At 67.7% G+C, this 15,425-nt stretch carries 16 protein-coding genes; 7 read left to right on the plus strand and 9 right to left on the minus strand.

Translation table 11 applies throughout. The annotated features are described in order from the left end of the window. The first annotated feature begins 4 nt into the window (after positions 1-4). The 4 genes from hpaD to RM50_RS13690 are packed head-to-tail and all read left to right on the plus strand — an operon-like array spanning position 5 to position 4,208. Complete coding sequence (gene hpaD, locus RM50_RS13675; RefSeq protein ID WP_043453638.1) at positions 5-1,090, plus strand: 3,4-dihydroxyphenylacetate 2,3-dioxygenase; 1,086 nt, start codon at positions 5-7, stop codon at positions 1,088-1,090. Positions 1,091-1,093: 3 nt separating this feature from the next. Beyond that, complete coding sequence (gene hpaH / locus RM50_RS13680) at positions 1,094-1,879, plus strand: 2-oxo-hept-4-ene-1,7-dioate hydratase (protein ID WP_043453640.1); 786 nt, start codon at positions 1,094-1,096, stop codon at positions 1,877-1,879. Then, the gene (locus tag RM50_RS13685) at positions 1,864-2,667 is read left to right on the plus strand and encodes an HpcH/HpaI aldolase family protein (RefSeq protein ID WP_205622270.1); all 804 of its coding nucleotides are present in this window, start codon (positions 1,864-1,866) and stop codon (positions 2,665-2,667) included. The genes hpaH and RM50_RS13685 overlap by 16 nt, the downstream gene beginning before the upstream one ends. Before the next feature lie 20 nt (positions 2,668-2,687). Continuing rightward, a complete protein-coding gene (locus RM50_RS13690; RefSeq protein ID WP_052260230.1) occupies positions 2,688-4,208 on the plus strand; it encodes an NAD-dependent succinate-semialdehyde dehydrogenase in 1,521 nt (506 codons plus the stop codon). Positions 4,209-4,382: 174 nt separating this feature from the next. Here the strand turns inward: RM50_RS13690 and RM50_RS13695 are convergent, their stop codons facing one another. Further along, the gene (locus tag RM50_RS13695) at positions 4,383-4,670 is read right to left on the minus strand and encodes a hypothetical protein (protein ID WP_052260233.1); all 288 of its coding nucleotides are present in this window, start codon (positions 4,668-4,670) and stop codon (positions 4,383-4,385) included. A 345-nt stretch (positions 4,671-5,015) separates the two neighbouring features. On the opposite strand from RM50_RS13695, the gene RM50_RS13700 reads away from it, so the two are divergent. Beyond that, on the plus strand, positions 5,016-6,425 hold the full coding sequence (locus tag RM50_RS13700; RefSeq protein ID WP_043453642.1) for an aldehyde dehydrogenase family protein: 1,410 nt from the start codon (positions 5,016-5,018) through the stop codon (positions 6,423-6,425). Positions 6,426-6,485: 60 nt separating this feature from the next. Here the strand turns inward: RM50_RS13700 and RM50_RS13705 are convergent, their stop codons facing one another. The 6 genes from RM50_RS13705 to RM50_RS13730 form a co-directional block, all read right to left on the minus strand. After that, a complete protein-coding gene (locus RM50_RS13705; RefSeq protein ID WP_043453749.1) occupies positions 6,486-6,872 on the minus strand; it encodes a hypothetical protein in 387 nt (128 codons plus the stop codon). A gap of 202 nt (positions 6,873-7,074) precedes the next feature. Then, positions 7,075-7,500 carry a heat shock protein transcriptional repressor HspR gene (locus RM50_RS13710; RefSeq protein ID WP_043453643.1) on the minus strand — a complete coding sequence of 142 codons (426 nt, stop codon included), beginning with the start codon at positions 7,498-7,500 and terminating at the stop codon, positions 7,075-7,077. Between the two features lie 14 nt (positions 7,501-7,514). After that, the gene (locus tag RM50_RS13715) at positions 7,515-8,486 is read right to left on the minus strand and encodes a DnaJ C-terminal domain-containing protein (RefSeq protein WP_205622271.1); all 972 of its coding nucleotides are present in this window, start codon (positions 8,484-8,486) and stop codon (positions 7,515-7,517) included. A 314-nt stretch (positions 8,487-8,800) separates the two neighbouring features. Further along, a complete protein-coding gene (locus tag RM50_RS13720) occupies positions 8,801-9,496 on the minus strand; it encodes a nucleotide exchange factor GrpE (protein ID WP_043453646.1) in 696 nt (231 codons plus the stop codon). A 3-nt stretch (positions 9,497-9,499) separates the two neighbouring features. Beyond that, positions 9,500-11,368: a molecular chaperone DnaK gene (dnaK, locus tag RM50_RS13725; protein ID WP_043453647.1), complete on the minus strand. Its 1,869-nt coding sequence runs from the start codon at positions 11,366-11,368 to the stop codon at positions 9,500-9,502. Positions 11,369-11,542: 174 nt separating this feature from the next. Further along, positions 11,543-11,866: an ArsR/SmtB family transcription factor gene (locus tag RM50_RS13730; RefSeq protein ID WP_043453649.1), complete on the minus strand. Its 324-nt coding sequence runs from the start codon at positions 11,864-11,866 to the stop codon at positions 11,543-11,545. 97 nt (positions 11,867-11,963) lie between these two features. On the opposite strand from RM50_RS13730, the gene RM50_RS13735 reads away from it, so the two are divergent. Further along, positions 11,964-13,211, plus strand: a complete 1,248-nt coding sequence (locus tag RM50_RS13735) for an MFS transporter (RefSeq protein ID WP_052260235.1) — start codon at positions 11,964-11,966, stop codon at positions 13,209-13,211. Positions 13,212-13,229: 18 nt separating this feature from the next. Here the strand turns inward: RM50_RS13735 and RM50_RS13740 are convergent, their stop codons facing one another. Both RM50_RS13740 and RM50_RS13745 read right to left on the minus strand, forming a co-directional pair. Further along, positions 13,230-13,526 (minus strand): hypothetical protein, encoded by a 297-nt coding sequence (locus RM50_RS13740; protein WP_043453651.1) that lies wholly within the window; start codon positions 13,524-13,526, stop codon positions 13,230-13,232. 93 nt (positions 13,527-13,619) lie between these two features. Further along, positions 13,620-14,366 (minus strand): TetR/AcrR family transcriptional regulator, encoded by a 747-nt coding sequence (locus RM50_RS13745; protein WP_052260237.1) that lies wholly within the window; start codon positions 14,364-14,366, stop codon positions 13,620-13,622. 133 nt (positions 14,367-14,499) lie between these two features. On the opposite strand from RM50_RS13745, the gene RM50_RS13750 reads away from it, so the two are divergent. Next, positions 14,500-15,420, plus strand: a complete 921-nt coding sequence (locus tag RM50_RS13750) for an NAD-dependent epimerase/dehydratase family protein (protein WP_082007085.1) — start codon at positions 14,500-14,502, stop codon at positions 15,418-15,420. Positions 15,421-15,425 lie beyond the last annotated feature (5 nt).

Raw genomic sequence — 15,425 nt, forward strand, 5'->3', positions numbered from 1 at the left:
TCCAATGACCAACTTCGTCCCCACCCCCACCGTCCCGGCACCGGACATCGTCCGCTGCGCCTACATGGAAATCGTGGTCACCGACCTCGCCAAATCCCGTGAGTTCTACGTGGACGTCCTGGGACTGCACGTCACCGAGGAAGACGACAACGCGATCTACCTGCGCTCCCTGGAGGAGTTCATCCACCACAACCTCGTGCTCCGCAAGGGCCCGGTGGCCGCCGTCGCCGCTTTCGCCTACCGGGTCAAGTCCCCCGCGGAGGTTGACGCCGCCGAGGCCTACTACCGCGAGCTCGGCTGCCGGGTGGAGCGCCGCAAGGAAGGCTTCACCAAGGGCATCGGCGACTCCGTCCGCGTGGAGGACCCGCTGGGCTTCCCCTACGAGTTCTTCTACGACGTGGAGCACGTGGAGCGCCTCACCCAGCGCTACGACCTCTACTCCGCCGGCGAACTGGTCCGCCTGGACCACTTCAACCAGGTCACCCCGGACGTCCCGCGCGGCCGCAAGTACCTTGAGGACCTGGGCTTCCGCGTCTCCGAGGACATCAAGGATGCCGACGGCGTCACGTACGCCGCCTGGATGCACCGCAAGCAGACCGTGCACGACACCGCCCTGACCGGCGGCAACGGCCCGCGCATGCACCACGTCGCGTTCGCCACGCACGAGAAGCACAACATCATCCAGATCTGCGACAAGATGGGCGCCCTGCGCATCAGCGACCGGATCGAACGCGGCCCCGGCCGGCACGGCGTGTCCAACGCCTTCTACCTCTACATCCTGGACCCGGACGGCCACCGCATCGAGATCTACACCCAGGACTACTACACCGGCGACCCCGACAACCCCACCATCACCTGGGACGTCCACGACAACCAGCGCCGCGACTGGTGGGGCAACCCGGTGGTCCCGTCCTGGTACACCGAGGCCTCCCTGGTCCTGGACCTGGACGGCAACCCGCAGCCCGTGATCGAGCGCGAGGAAAAGTCCGAAATGGCCGTCACGGTGGGCGCCGACGGCTTCTCCTACACCCGGAAGGACGGCGCGCCGGAAGGCGACCGGACGGGATTCAAGCTGGGAGTGCAGGTCTAACAAATGCTGGAGCCAACGACGATTGAGGCCATCGCGGACGAGCTGGTGGAAGCCGGCCGCACCCGCACCCCTGTCCCCCGCCTGACCGCCCGCTATCCGGACATGACCGTGGAGGACTCCTACGCCGTCCAGCAGTTGTGGCGCCGCCGCAACGAGGAGGCCGGCCGGACCCTGGTGGGGCGCAAGATCGGCCTCACGTCCAAGGCCATGCAGGCCGCCACGGGCATCACCGAACCGGACTACGGCGCCATCTTCGATGACATGGTCCTGGACACCGGCTGCTCGGTGGAATGGGAAGAGTACACCCACCCCCGGGTGGAGGTGGAGCTCGCGTTTGTGCTCAAGGATGGGCTCAAGGGCCCGGGCGTGACCATCTTCGATGTCCTGAAGGCCACCGACTACGTGGTTCCGGCCCTCGAGATCCTTGATTCCAGGATTGAGATGGAGGGCCGGACCATCGTGGACACCATCTCGGACAACGCCGCGATGGGTGCCATGGTGATCGGCGGCAACCCGGTCAAGCCGGACGCCGTGGACCTGCGCTGGGTCTCCGCCATCCTTTACAAGAACCAGACCGTGGAGGAGACCGGCGTGGCCGCCGGCGTCCTGGACCACCCGGCCAACGGCGTCCACTGGCTGGCCAACAAGATCGCGGCCCACGGCGATTCGCTCAAGGCCGGGGACATCATCCTGGCCGGCTCGTTCACCCGCCCCATGTGGGTGTACAAGGGCGACACCGTCCACGCCGACTACGGACCCCTGGGGAGTGTCACGTGCCGCTTCGAATAGAGGACACCTTCCGGTCCGCGCTGGCTGAGGCGGACCGGCCGCTGGCGGGCATGTGGGTCTGTTCCGGCAGCCCGCTGATCGCAGAACTGTGCGCGGGGGCGGGGCTGGACTGGCTGCTGGTGGACGCCGAACACAGCCCCAACGGGCTCGAATCCATCCTCGCCCAGCTCCAGGCCATCCATGGCTACCCGGTCCACGCCATGGTCCGGCCGCCGGTTAATGACACTGTGGTGATCAAGCAGTACCTGGATCTTGGCGTGCAGAACCTGCTGATCCCCATGGTCAACTCCGTAGCCGAGGCGGAAGCCGCGGTGGCAGCCACTTGCTACCCGCCTGAAGGCGTGCGGGGCGTCGGTTCGGCGCTGGCCCGGGCTGCCCGCTGGAACCGGGTCCCTGACTACCTGGCCCGCGCCAACGACACCATCAGCGTCACCGTCCAGATCGAATCCACCGCCGCGGTGGATGCGGTGGAGGACATCCTTGCGGTGGAGGGCGTGGACGCCGTCTTCATGGGCCCCTCCGACCTCGCCGCCTCCATGGGCCTGCTGGGACAGCAGGAACACCCCGAGGTGCGTGCCGCGGTCAAACACTGCCTGTCCGCCGCCAAAGCGGCCGGCAAGCCCGCCGGCGTCAACGCCTTCAACCCCGACACAGCCCAGCACTACCTCGCCAACGGCGCCGCGTTCATCCTGGTGGGCGCCGACGTCGCCCTCCTCGCACGCGGCTCAGAAGCCCTCGCCGCGACATACATTCCCCAGGCCGGCAGCGACAGCCGCGCCAGCTACTGACCACTTTAAGGACATCTTCGATGACAGTTACTACTGCGCTGCCCACCGCCCTTTCACCCGCGGCCGTTTCACCGGAGCGTGAGGCCGCGCTCCTCGCATCCGTGCCCACCGGCCTGCTGGTCAACGGGCAGTGGGTGGACGCGTCCGACGGCGGCACGTTTGATGTGCACGATCCCGCCACCGGGGAAGTGCTCGCCACCCTCGCCTCCGCCACCAGCCAGGATGCGATTGCCGCGCTGGACGCGGCCGACGCCGCCCAGGCCTCCTGGGCACGCACCGCACCCCGGACCCGCGCAGAGATCCTGCGCCGGGCCTTCGAGCTGGTCACCGAACGCGCCGAGGACTTCGCCCTGCTCATGACTTTGGAGATGGGCAAACCCCTGGCTGAAGCCCGCGGCGAAGTCACCTACGGCGCCGAGTTCCTGCGCTGGTTCGCCGAGGAAACCGTCCGGGACTACGGCCGCTACCTCACCACCCCCGAAGGCAAAAACAGGATCCTCGTCCAGCACAAACCCGTCGGCCCCTGCCTGCTGATCACCCCGTGGAACTTCCCGCTGGCCATGGCCACCCGTAAGGTGGCCCCCGCCGTCGCGGCCGGCTGCACCATGGTCCTCAAGCCCGCCAAGCTCACACCGCTCACGGCACAGTACTTCGCCCAGACCATGCTCGACGCCGGCCTCCCGGCCGGGGTCCTGAACGTCGTCGCCTCCTCCTCCGCGTCCGGGATCTCCGGGCCGCTGCTCAAGGACTCCCGGCTGCGGAAAGTCTCCTTCACCGGCTCCACCCCGGTCGGGAAACGACTGATGGCCAACGCCGCGCAGAACGTCCTGCGGACCTCGATGGAGCTCGGCGGGAACGCCCCGTTTATCGTGTTCGAGGACGCCGACCTGGACGCCGCCGTCGAAGGGGCCATGGCGGCGAAGATGCGGAACATGGGCGAAGCCTGCACCGCCGCCAACCGGTTCCTCGTCCACGAAACCGTCGCCCAGGAATTCACCCAGAAGTTCGCCAAAGCGATGGGCGCCCTCACCACTGGCCGGGGCACCGAACCGGACACCAAGGTGGGCCCGCTAATTGACGGCGGCGCCCGCGACGACGTCCACGCCCTGGTATCAGCGGCTGTTGACGCCGGAGCCGTCGCCGTCACCGGCGGCGCCCCGGTGGACGGGCCCGGCTACTTCTACCAGCCCACCGTCCTGGCCAACGTCCCCAACGACGCGGCGATCCTGGGCCAGGAAATCTTCGGCCCCGTTGCCCCCGTCACCACCTTCAGCACCGAAGAAGACGCCATCAAACTCGCCAACGCCTCCGAGTACGGGCTCGCCTCCTACCTCTACAGCCGCGACTTCAACCGCCTCCTGCGCGTGGCGGAACAGATCGAGTTCGGCATGGTCGGGTTCAACGCCGGCGTCATCTCCAACGCAGCAGCACCCTTCGGCGGCGTCAAACAATCAGGCCTCGGCCGCGAAGGCGGCTCCGAAGGCATCGCCGAATACACCACCACCCAGTACATCGGCATCGCCGACCCCTACGCCGGCTGACGGGTTCGCCGAACTGGCCCAGTTTCGAGCAGCGGGACCCGGGAAACACCCGGGTCCCGTGGTACATAATCCCCAAAACCGGGCCAATACGGCACTGCGCCAATTACGCGCGCAGTCAGCAGAAGCACCTGCCGCCCCTGGTAAAACGGGGAGGCAGGTGCTTTCTAGTGCTGCTCAGGCGGCAGGGCGCGGCTGGTCCCGGTCGCCCCCGCCGCCGGCGGCGGGAAGAGTCACGTAGGTGCCCTGCGGCCTGATGCCATGTCCGGAAACGGCTCCGGGCAGTGAGACATAGCTTCCCTTCGGCTGCGGCGGCACCTCCGGGCCGGCCGGCAGCGTGACGTAACTGCCCTCCGGCTGCGGCGGCACTTCCGAACCGGGAGGCAGGGTGACGTAGGTGCCCCCTCGGGAGTGGTGGGTGGCGGCTGTTGCGGGCGCTTCGGTGAGCTCGAACTCCAAGGTCATGATGTCTCCTGCTGGTCGGGGGCATCGACGGCGCACAAGACCCAGCACCTGTGCACCGTGGCGCAACAGGAGCGGTGCTGTCCGCTGCTGGGGTTTGGCGGGGTCGTATGCCTGGTTCCGGGGAGGAGTTACCCGGCGGTTCTCGAGGGCTTCGCCGGCCTGAACCGATTCTAGGGCTTATTCTGACCAGTTCACAATAAGGGGCCGAAATTTTTACGCCGTTCCCTCAACGTCAACGGTCCTGCACCCAAAGACAAGAGTGGGGACCGCGCTCCCGCCCAGACTGGGAAGTAACCCGCTACGCCGACCGGCTGGCGTCCTTGCCTACTCGAAGTGGAGTACCCCTTGGAAACCTACGATGCGCTCCTCGCGTCCATTGCCCCCGCCCCCGGCACCGGACGGACCATCTTTGACCCGGCCACCGGCGGGGCCGTGGGCGAGGCCCCGGTCCACGATCTCGATTACCTGGAACGAGCCGTAGCGGCGGCCGTTGCCGCGCAGCCGGCCTGGGCTGCCCTGGGCCACGACGCCCGTTCCGCCGCGCTCCTGAAGGCAGCCGACGCCGTCGAACGCTCCGCCGAGGAACTCGCTCAGCTGCTCTCCCGCGAGCAGGGCAAACCCCTCAACGGCCCCAACGCCCGGTTTGAGGTGGGCGCCTGCGTGGCATGGCTGCGTGCCACGGCCGGCCTGCCGCTGGAGCCGGAAACCATCGTGGACGACGGCGAGACCCGCGCCGAACTGCACTACCGGCCCATCGGCGTGGTCGGCGCCATCGGTCCGTGGAACTGGCCCATGATGATCGCCGTCTGGCAGTTGGCCCCCGCGCTGCGCATGGGCAACGCCGTGGTGGTCAAGCCCTCCGGCAACACCCCGCTGTCCGTCCTGGCCCTGGTCAAGGTCCTCAACGAGGAACTTCCGGAGGGCATCCTGTCAGTGGTGTCCTGCGGCCGCGAGGTCGGCGCCCGCCTCACCGACCACCCGGCGATCGGCAAGATCATGTTCACCGGCTCCACCGCCGGCGGCCGCGCGATCATCAAGTCCTCCGCGGACACCGTCAAGCGGCTCACCCTGGAACTGGGCGGCAACGACGCCGGCATCGTCCTGCCGGATGCCGACCCCAAGGCCATCGCCCAGGACGTTTTCTGGGGTGCGTTCCTCAACACCGGCCAGACCTGCGCCGCCCTCAAGCGCCTCTACGTCCACGACAGCATCTACGACGCCGTCTGCGGGGAACTCACCGCTGTCGCCAAGGCCATGCCGATGGGCAACGGCCTGGATGAAAACAACGTCCTGGGCCCGCTGCAGAACAAGGCACAGTACGACGTCGTGGCGAACCTCGTGGAGGCAGCGAAGGCTTCCGGAGCACGCGTCCTGCTGGGCGGGAACCCGGACGCCAGCCAGCCCGGCTTCTTCTACCCCACCACCCTGGTGGCGGACATCGACAACGACAACCCGCTGGTCGCGGAGGAACAGTTCGGTCCGGCCCTGCCCATCATCCGCTACAGCACCATCGATGAAGCGGTGGAAAAGGCCAACGGCCTTGACGTCGGCCTGGGCGCCTCCGTCTGGTCGGCGGACCTGAAGGCTGCCCGTGAGGTCGCTGCCCGCATCCAGGCCGGCACGGTGTGGATCAACCGGCACGGCGCCGTCGACCCGCGCATCCCCTTCGGCGGGGCCAAGCAGTCCGGCTACGGCGTGGAGTTCGGCGTCGAAGGACTTAAGGCCCTCGGCGTACCGCAGGTCATCAACGGCTGAACTTGATGCGGGAGCCCGGCGCGCAGGTCCCCAGCGCCGGGCTCCCGGGGCTTTGCAGGGCTACCCCAGGGCCGGGACGGTGGACGTCCGGCCGGAGAACTGCCGGCGGGCCCAGCGCGCGAGCTTCTTGCCTTTGCCCTTCCACCAGTTGTCCTCGTCCTGGTTGTGGTGGAAGCGGAAGACGATGGCAACGAGCACGAACATGCCCATCACCACGTCCACCCAGGACGACACCACCAGGGCGATGAAGACCGTCATCGCGTTGGCCATGATGGACGGGATGGCGAGGGTCCGGAAGACGGTGCTCGCCACGTACCGGCGGTGCGACCTGGGCACGGACAGTTCCCGCACCATGTCGAAACACACGCACACCACCACGATGGTCTGCCCGATGGCCAGCAGGACCTGGCCGGGCAGGGAGCTGCTGAAGGCAGCCACGGACTCCATTCCCGGGCTCATGACCGGGCCTTGCTGCTGAGAACCTTAAACACGGAAAACCCCCAGAACTTGTGGAACCACCGCCGCTGATCCGGCGATGGCTCCATTCAAGTTCCAGGGGCTTTTTCGGTCACGAGTAGCGGGTACTCATATTTGCCCGGGGGCGCCGGCAGCACTACCTGCTGCCGGGTCCCATTACTCCCTCATGGCGCTACTTCCCAATGGCGCGGGGCCGCCACAGCATGACAGCCTGGGACCGTGGCCGGGGCCGCTGTCCTCGGGCCAGGCTCACCACGTCGCCTGCCGTGCCGGCGGCGAAGATCCGTGAATCCACGGCCCTCGGCCTTCGCCCGAGTTCCTCGGTCAACTCTGCAATCCGGCTTTGCAGGGCAGCCACCTGGTTTTCGAGTTCCAGGATCCGCTTGATGCCCTCCAGCGAGACCCCTTCCTGCGACAGCCGCTGCACCTCGCGCAGCATGTTGACGTCGCGCTGGGAGTACCGCCGGGATTTCCCCGGGGCACGGCTGGGCTTGACGATGCCCAGCCGGTCGTACTGCCGCAGGGTCTGCGGGTGCATGTCCGCGAGTTCGGCCGCCACGGAGATCACGAAGATCGGCTGGTCGGCGTTGATGTCCACGGCTCACCTCCGCCCTAGAGCCGGGCCTTGGCTGCCAGGCCCTCGCGGACGTCCGCCGACGACGTTGCCTCGGCGAACGCCTTGACCGCAGCTTCGGCGTCCTTGTTGAGATTCTTGGGAACTGCGACGTCGATGGTCACCAGCAGGTCGCCGGCGCCTTTGGACGTCTTCACGCCCTTGCCCTTGACCCGCAGGGTACGGCCGGACGGCGTGCCCGCCGGAACCCGGACCTTGACCCTGTCGCCGTCGATGGTGGGCACTTCGATGTCCGCTCCCAGGGCGGCCTCGGGGAAGGTGACCGGGACGTGGATGCGCAGGTTGTCGCCGTCGCGCGTGTAGAAGGCATGGGGCTGCACCGAGACGGACACCACCAGGTCGCCGTTGCCCGCGGCACCCGGCTGGCCCTTGCCGCGCACCCGGACCTTTTGGCCGTCCTTGATGCCGGCCGGAACCCGGACGTCGATCACTTCACCGCTGGGCTCGCGCAGGCCGATGGTGGTGCCGCGGATGGACCCGGCAAACGAAATGCTGGTGGACGCGGTACGGTCGGCCCCCTTTTGCGGCGTGCGCTGGAACCCGGGCGCCCCGCCGAAGCCGCCGAACAGATCCGCGAATTCGGGCGGAATACCGCCGGAGGACGGGTTGAAGCCGCCGGCGTGGCGTCCCGTGTTTCCGGTGAACAGGCCGCCGAACATGTCCTCGAACCCGCCGTTGCCGCCGGCGGCGCCGCCGGGGGCAAAACGCGCCCCGCTGCCCATGGCCCGGATGGCGTCATACTGCTGGCGCTCCTCCGGATCCGAGAGCACCGAATAGGCCTCCGAGATGTCCTTGAACTTCTTCTCGGAAGCAGTGTTACCGGCGTTAGTGTCAGGGTGGTGCTGCCGCGCAAGCTTCCGGTAGGCCTTCTTGATGTCGGCGTCGGAAGCGTCCTTGGCAACACCAAGGATCTTGTAAAAGTCCTTGTCCACCCAATCCTGGCTAGCCAATGGCGTTTCCTTTCTTGTTCAAACCTTCGTGCCCCGGCTGGGCAACGCTCCGCTGGATAGGGGGCCGTGCCCGCTCCGCGGTGCCCGCCACGCCGCGGCCCCCTATCCAGCTGCGCTTCGCTTGCTCCCACCTTAGGCGAGACGAGCGCTGAGCGACGGACGGATAAGGGGGCCCGGGAGTGGCATCGGGCCTGCCGGAGCTGGGTGGCTGACGATCGCAGATCGTTAGCCACCCAGCGTAGGGGCGGGGCCCCCTTATCCGTTCGGCGCGACTTGAGCACCGCCCCATATCCGGCGTAGCGCCTGGTGACCGACTAGGCCGGGACGGCCACGATGACCTGGGCGGCGCGGAGCACGCGGTCTCCTGATTTGTAGCCGGAGCGTAGGACCTGGCTGACGGTGTCAACCTCGATGTCCTCGCCGGGCTGCTGGATCAGGGCCTCGTGGATCGTGGGATCGAACTCCACGCCGATCTCGTCGATGCGGACCAGGCCGTAGGTCTTCAGTGCGTTCTCCAGCTTGGTGGCGATCGCTGCGAAGGGGCCGTCGGCCAGGTCACCGTGCTGCCGGGCGGCGTCGACGTCGTCCAGCACCGGAAGCAGGGAGTTCAGGACGCCGATGACGGCCATCTCCCCTGCCACGGCGCGGTCGCGTTCAACGCGCTTGCGGTAGTTGACGTACTCGGCCTGCAGGCGGAGCAGGTCGTCGCGCAGCTCGGCGGCCTCGGCGTTGCCGGAACCGGCCTTGACGCCCTGGGCCACGGATTCCTCGGCCGGCACGTCCACGCCGTTGAGAATCTCCTCGGCCTGGGCCAGCGCGTCGCCGTCGGAATCCGCTGCTCCGGCCTGGGAGCCGGCCCCCGAGGGCTGGCCGCCCTCGGGGTGCCGGGCCTGCCCGGTCACCGGGTCAACCTTGCGGTTGTCCCGGATGACCGGCTCCTGGCCGTTGCCCTGCGTGTTCTGCTGGCCCGCGGATGTGTTGTGCTCTTCCTCGTTACCGTGGTGCGGCATGGGTTACTTCTTCGCTTCGTCTTCGTCGATGATCTCGGCGTCGACGATGTCCTCGTCGGAGGAACCCGCCGAAGCGCCTGCGGCACCCTCGGCACCTGCGGCACCTGCGCCGTCCGGCGAACCGGGCTGGGCGTAGATGGCTTCGCCGAGCTTGGTCTGGGAAGCCTGCAGTTTCTCGAACGCGGACTTCACGGCGGCGTCGTCGGTGCCTTCAAGGGCCTTCTTCAGCGCGTCAACGTCGCCCTGGACTTCGGTCTTGACCTCTTCGGGCAGCTTGTCCGCATTGTCGGCGATCAGCTTGTCCACGGAGTAGGCCAGCTGCTCGGCCGTGTTGCGGGTGTCGGTTGCCTCGCGGCGGGCCTTGTCCTCGGCTGCGTGCTCCTCGGCGTCGCGGATCATCCGGTCGATGTCCTCCTTGGAGAGGCTGGAGCCACCGGTGATGGTCATGGACTGTTCCTTGCCGGTGCCCTTGTCCTTCGCGGAGACGTGCACAATGCCGTTGGCGTCGATGTCGAAGGTGACCTCGATCTGCGGAATGCCGCGCGGCGCCGGGGCGATGCCGGTGAGTTCGAACGTGCCCAGCGGCTTGTTGTCGCGGGTGAACTCGCGTTCGCCCTGGAAGACCTGGATGGCCACGGACGGCTGGTTGTCGTCAGCGGTGGTGAAGGTCTCGGACCGCTTGGTGGGGATGGCGGTGTTGCGTTCGATCAGGTGCGTCATCACGCCACCCTTGGTTTCGATGCCGAGGGACAGCGGGGTGACGTCGATCAGCAGCACGTCCTTGCGCTCACCCTTCAGCACACCTGCCTGCAGGGCTGCGCCGACTGCCACGACCTCGTCCGGGTTGACGCCCTTGTTCGGTTCCTTGCCGCCAGCCAGTTCCTTCACCAGCTCGGACACGGCGGGCATACGGGTGGAGCCACCCACCAGCACGATGTGGTTGATGTCGGAAAGCTTGATGCCGGCTTCCTTGATCACATCGTGGAACGGCTTCTTGGTGCGCTCCAGCAGGTCCTTGGTCAGGTCCTGGAACTTGGCGCGGGTGAGCTGCTCGTCCAGGTGCACCGGGCCGTCGGGGGTGACGGACAGGTACTGCAGCGAGACGTTGGTGCTGGTGGAGGAGGAGAGCTCCTTCTTGGCCTGCTCGGCTGCTTCGCGGAGGCGCTGCAGGGCGATCTTGTCCTTGGACAGGTCGATGCCCTTGACCTTGAGCTGGTTCAGCAGGTAGTCAACGACGCGCTGGTCCCAGTCGTCGCCGCCGAGGCGGTTGTCGCCGGCGGTGGCGCGGACCTGGATGGTGGAGAAGTTGTCTTCGTCCTTGCCGACTTCCAGCAGGGAGACGTCGAAGGTACCGCCACCGAGGTCGAAGACCAGGATGAGTTCGTCTTCCTTGCCCTTGTCCAGGCCGTAGGCGAGGGCTGCGGCGGTGGGCTCGTTGACGATGCGCAGGACGTTCAGGCCCGCGATTTCGCCCGCTTCCTTGGTGGCCTGACGCTCGGCGTCGTTGAAGTAGGCCGGGACGGTGATGACGGCGTCGGTGACCTTTTCACCCAGGTAGGACTCGGCGTCGTTCTTCAGCTTCATGAGGATACGCGCGGAGATTTCCTGCGGGGTGTACTTCTTGCCGTCGATGTCCACCTTCCAGTCAGTGCCCATGTGGCGCTTGACCGAAGCGATGGTGCGCTCGATGTTGTTGACGGCCTGGCGCTTGGCGATCTCGCCAACCAGGACCTCGCCGGACTTGGAGAATGCAACGACCGACGGCGTGGTGCGGCCACCCTCGGCGTTGGCAATAACGGTGGGCTCGCCACCTTCGAGAACGGAGACGACGGAGTTGGTGGTTCCGAGGTCGATACCTACTGCACGTGACATGTGTTGCTTCCTTCTTTCCTTGGAAACTGGTTGGCGCCCTAAGCATTGAGCGTTCTGCACTCAACTTTACTCAGCCGCCAAAGGATGTCAACACAAGTTGAGTGAACTACGCTCAACTTTGCTCAGGGCGTACAGCAGCGCACGACGGCGGCACGCGCCGGCGGGGAGGAGGCGTCAGTCCGCGCCGGGCGCGTCCAGGACCGCGGCGAGCAATCCGGGGAACCGGGCATCAAGGTCCTCGGCGCGCAGGGTCAGCCTGCGGCCGCGCCCGTTGGCCTCGTTCCGGATGATGCCTGCCTCGCGGAGCACCTTCATCAGGTGGGACTTGGTGGACTTGGGCATCTCCGGATTGCCGAGGGTGCATTCGGCCATATCGAGGGGGCCGGCACGGAGCTGGCGTGCGATTTCCAGCCGGTCGGGATCGCTCAGGGCGAAGAGCACACTGGGCAAGTGGAGGTCCGCGCGTTCGGGATGGGTGAGGTTCGCCGGTGTAGCCACGGTTCGACTTTAGTTGAACCATCGCGGATATGCCAGTAGTCTGAGGTTTCGATTATTTTCGAACCAACCACACCCCCAATGCAGAAGGCGGCATGTTGTGACACACCCACCCGCAGTCCGGCCCGGAGAGTCGCACCGGCGGCTGGGTTTCGTCCTCATTGCCGCCGCCACGGCAGCCATGATGGCCGGAGCCAGCGCGCCGTCCCCGTTCTACCCCACCCTGCAGGAGCAGCTGCACCTGCTGCCGGTAGCCACCACCGGGATCTTCGCTGTCTACGCCGTGGCCCTCCTGGCGGCCCTGCTGGTCTTCGGCTCCATCTCCGACCACCTCGGCCGCCGGCCGGTCATCAGCGCGGCATTCCTCCTGCTGGCCGGCAGCGTCGTGACCTTCCTGGCAGCCGATTCGCTGGCGATGCTGCTGGCGGCCCGCGTCCTCCAGGGGGTGGCCAGCGGCATCCTCCTCACCACGCTCTCCGCGGCCATCGCCGATCTGGAACCGGAGGATGACCCGGGCTCCAGCGCCGCCTGGAACACGGTGGCACCCCTGGGCGGCCTGGCCCTGGGCGCGCTGGCATCGGGCCTGCTGCTGGACCTCCTTGCGGAGCCCCGCGTGCTGGTGTTCGTCTCGCTCTCGGTCCTGTACGTGGCGTTCGCCGCACTGGTGTGGGCCTGCCCGGAAACCTCACCCCGCACGGCCGGGGCGGCTGCTTCACTCAAGCCGCACCTGACCCTGCCGCCGGCCGCACGCCGCGCATTCCTCACCGGCGCCCCGGCCGTTTTTGCCGGCTGGGCCACGGGCGGGCTGTACCTCTCCCTTGGCGCCGCGATCGTGCACACCACTTTCGGCGTCCGGGAGCATCTGTGGCAGGGCATGGTGATCACCATCCTGGCCGGGACAGGAGCCGCGTCGGCGGCCTGCCTGCACCGCTTTGGAGCCCGCACCATCACCATTTTCGGCACCACGGCGCTGGCCGTGGGGACCGCACTGTCGCTGCTGGCCCTCGGCCTGGATTCGTTTGGCCTGTTCCTGGCCGCTGTGGTGGTGGCAGGCGCCGGTTTCGGCACTGCCTTCATGGGCGTCATCCGGTCCATCAGCCCCCTGGTGGAGGATGATGAACGCGCCGGGACTTTTGCTTCGCTCTTCGTCGTGGCCTACACGGCCTTCGGCGTTCCGGCGGTACTGGCAGGCCTGCTGGCCCCCATCCTGTCCCTCCCGGTCACCACCTACGCCTATGGCGGCCTGGTGACGGTTCTGGCTGCGGTGGCAGCCATCAGCCGCGCCCGCAGCAAGGACGCCCAACCCGCCAAGGAGGACAGCCTGGTGGCGGCGGACGCCGCCGGGTAAGGGGACCCCCGCGGGTGCCTACCGGCCGGAGTCGGGGCGCCCATGGAGCGGTCCGCGCTCCTCATCGGTCGCCTGGACCTGGCCGTCGGTGAGGCCCTCGCGGACGGCACGCTCCGTCCGGGCGCCTCCGGAAGTGCCGGCGTCGCCGTAGTCGCCTTCCTCGTATTCGCCGTCCGCGGCATCCCGGTCGGGTTCGTTGATGGTGCCGGCGTCCCCGTAGTCGCCGTCCACGTACTGCCCGCCTTCCCCTTCCAGTCCGGGGGCGCTGCTGCCCTTGCGGGGCTCCTCGGCTGCAACTTCAGGGTTTTCAGTCATGGTGCATCTCTCCTTTGAGGCTCCGCGTCCGTCCGGGCGCACTGGCAGTCTATCGACGGGGCGGGCGCACCAACAGGCCTCAAACCCGCCCCGTCAGGAGGGCTGCACCGGCAGGCCCGCGGTCCCCGCCAGGACGGCGAGGTGATGGTCGAAGAGTTCATGCGGCGCCCGGAAGGTGTCCGGCCCGTACTGGCTGAACACTTCGAAGCTGACGGCACCGAAAAGGGAGCTCCACACCAAAACGCCCCGCGCCACCAGCTCGTCCGGGATGGCCAGCCCGAATTCCCGGCGGATGGCCTCCAAGTCGGCGGCCAGCGTGGGCGGAAGCTGCGGGGATGGTCCCACAACCGCCAATTGCCCCGCCCGGGAGGCGGCGTCCAGGATGCCGATGAGGCTGACGATGACGCGCGTGCCGGGACCCGTGGTGCGTTCGGCCGGGGCGTTGTAGCCGGGAACCGGGCTGCCGAAAAGGAGCGCATAGCTGGCAGGCTCGCGCAGGGCCCAGGTTCGGACTGCCCGGCCCAGCGCCATGAACCGGCCAAGATGGTCACCCTCCGGGGCCGCCGCAACGGCCGCGTCCACCTCGTCCCCCAGTTCACCGAAGGCATCGATCAGCAAGAGGGTGAGCAGCTCGTCCCGGCTCTCCACATAGCGGTAGACGGCGGAGGACACCACTCCCAGATCCCTTGCCACGGCCCTCAGGGAGAGGGCGGCCGCACCGTCGGTGGCCAGATGGTGCCGGCCCAGCCGGACAATGTCCGCCACCGTCTGCGACCTGGCCCGTTGCCGGGGCGTCAGGGGCCGGGGCTGGTCAGCGGTTGATCCGCGGGCATCATCCATGACCCCAGCATGCCATAAACGAGAGCGCGGGCAGCTAAAGAGAGCGCTGCTCTTGACTCTGCCCCCCTGTACGCGCATCCTTGTTTTCGAGAGCACTGCTCTCAATTACTGAAAGGGAGACAAAGTGCCTGACATATATGTGGTGACCGGAGCAGGCCCCGTGGGGTGGACGGTAGCGGAACAATTGGCAGACCGGGGACGGCAGGTGCGCATCCTGACCCGGTCGGGCAACGGCCCGGAGCACGCCCTGATCGAGCGCATCAAGGGCGACGCCAAGGATCCGGCAGTTCTGCGCACTGCCTTTGCCGACGCCAAAGCCGTCTTCCACTGCATCCACGGCTCGGCATACACCGCGGCCGCGTGGCGGGCAGAGCTTCCTGCCGCCGAGCAGGCAGTCCTCAGCGCCGCGCAGGAGGTGGGCGCCGTCGTCGTCTTCCCTGAAAGCCTCTATTCCTACAGCGAGCCGGACCGCCTGATCACGGAGGCCGGCCCGCGCCGGGCCACCGGGGGCAAGCGCGGTGTGCGGACGGACCTGCTGCAGGCGCGCGAGGCCTCGGCCACGCCCACAGTAAGCGTGGTGGCCGCCGACTTCTTTGGGCCGCGCGTCCGGATGGCGCACGCCGGAGAGCGGATGGTGGGCCCCATCCTCGCGGGCAGGAACGTCAGCGTGTTGGGAAGCGCCCGCCAGCCGCACTCCTTCACCTACGTACCTGACTTGGCCGGCGCCATGATCGCGGCCGCGGACCAACCGTCCGCCTGGAATGCCGTGTGGCATGCCCCGACGGGGCCGGCGCGCACGCAGAAGGAACTTGTAGCGGCCTTCGCTGCGGCGGCGGGACGGCCCACCCCGAAGGTGCGCGTCCTTCCCGGCTGGGTACTCCGGGCGGCGGCGGCATTCTCCCGTGATGCCAGGGAGCTGGCGGAGATGCTGTACCAGTTCGAGCGGCCGTTCGTCATGGATTCCGCAGCATCCGAAGCCGCCCTAGGGGTCACGCACACTCCCCTGGAAGCGGCTGTTGCCGCCACCGTGGACTGGTGGCGGCAACAGGGTTAGGGCCT

It is taken from the genome of Pseudarthrobacter phenanthrenivorans (assembly GCF_000813845.1).
In the GTDB taxonomy this organism is placed as follows: domain Bacteria; phylum Actinomycetota; class Actinomycetes; order Actinomycetales; family Micrococcaceae; genus Arthrobacter; species Arthrobacter phenanthrenivorans_B.

Excerpts from the sequence above, each read along its gene's own strand:
- hpaD (WP_043453638.1), top strand. The coding sequence starts at position 5 with ATGACCAACTTCGTCCCCACCCCCACCGTCCCGGCACCGGACATCGTC.
- hpaH (WP_043453640.1), top strand. The coding sequence starts at position 1,094 with ATGCTGGAGCCAACGACGATTGAGGCCATCGCGGACGAGCTGGTGGAA.
- RM50_RS13690 (WP_052260230.1), top strand. The coding sequence starts at position 2,688 with ATGACAGTTACTACTGCGCTGCCCACCGCCCTTTCACCCGCGGCCGTT.
- RM50_RS13695 (WP_052260233.1), bottom strand. The coding sequence starts at position 4,670 with ATGACCTTGGAGTTCGAGCTCACCGAAGCGCCCGCAACAGCCGCCACC.
- RM50_RS13705 (WP_043453749.1), bottom strand. The coding sequence starts at position 6,872 with ATGGAGTCCGTGGCTGCCTTCAGCAGCTCCCTGCCCGGCCAGGTCCTG.
- RM50_RS13720 (WP_043453646.1), bottom strand. The coding sequence starts at position 9,496 with ATGCCGCACCACGGTAACGAGGAAGAGCACAACACATCCGCGGGCCAG.
- dnaK (WP_043453647.1), bottom strand. The coding sequence starts at position 11,368 with ATGTCACGTGCAGTAGGTATCGACCTCGGAACCACCAACTCCGTCGTC.
- RM50_RS13740 (WP_043453651.1), bottom strand. The coding sequence starts at position 13,526 with ATGACTGAAAACCCTGAAGTTGCAGCCGAGGAGCCCCGCAAGGGCAGC.
- RM50_RS13745 (WP_052260237.1), bottom strand. The coding sequence starts at position 14,366 with ATGGATGATGCCCGCGGATCAACCGCTGACCAGCCCCGGCCCCTGACG.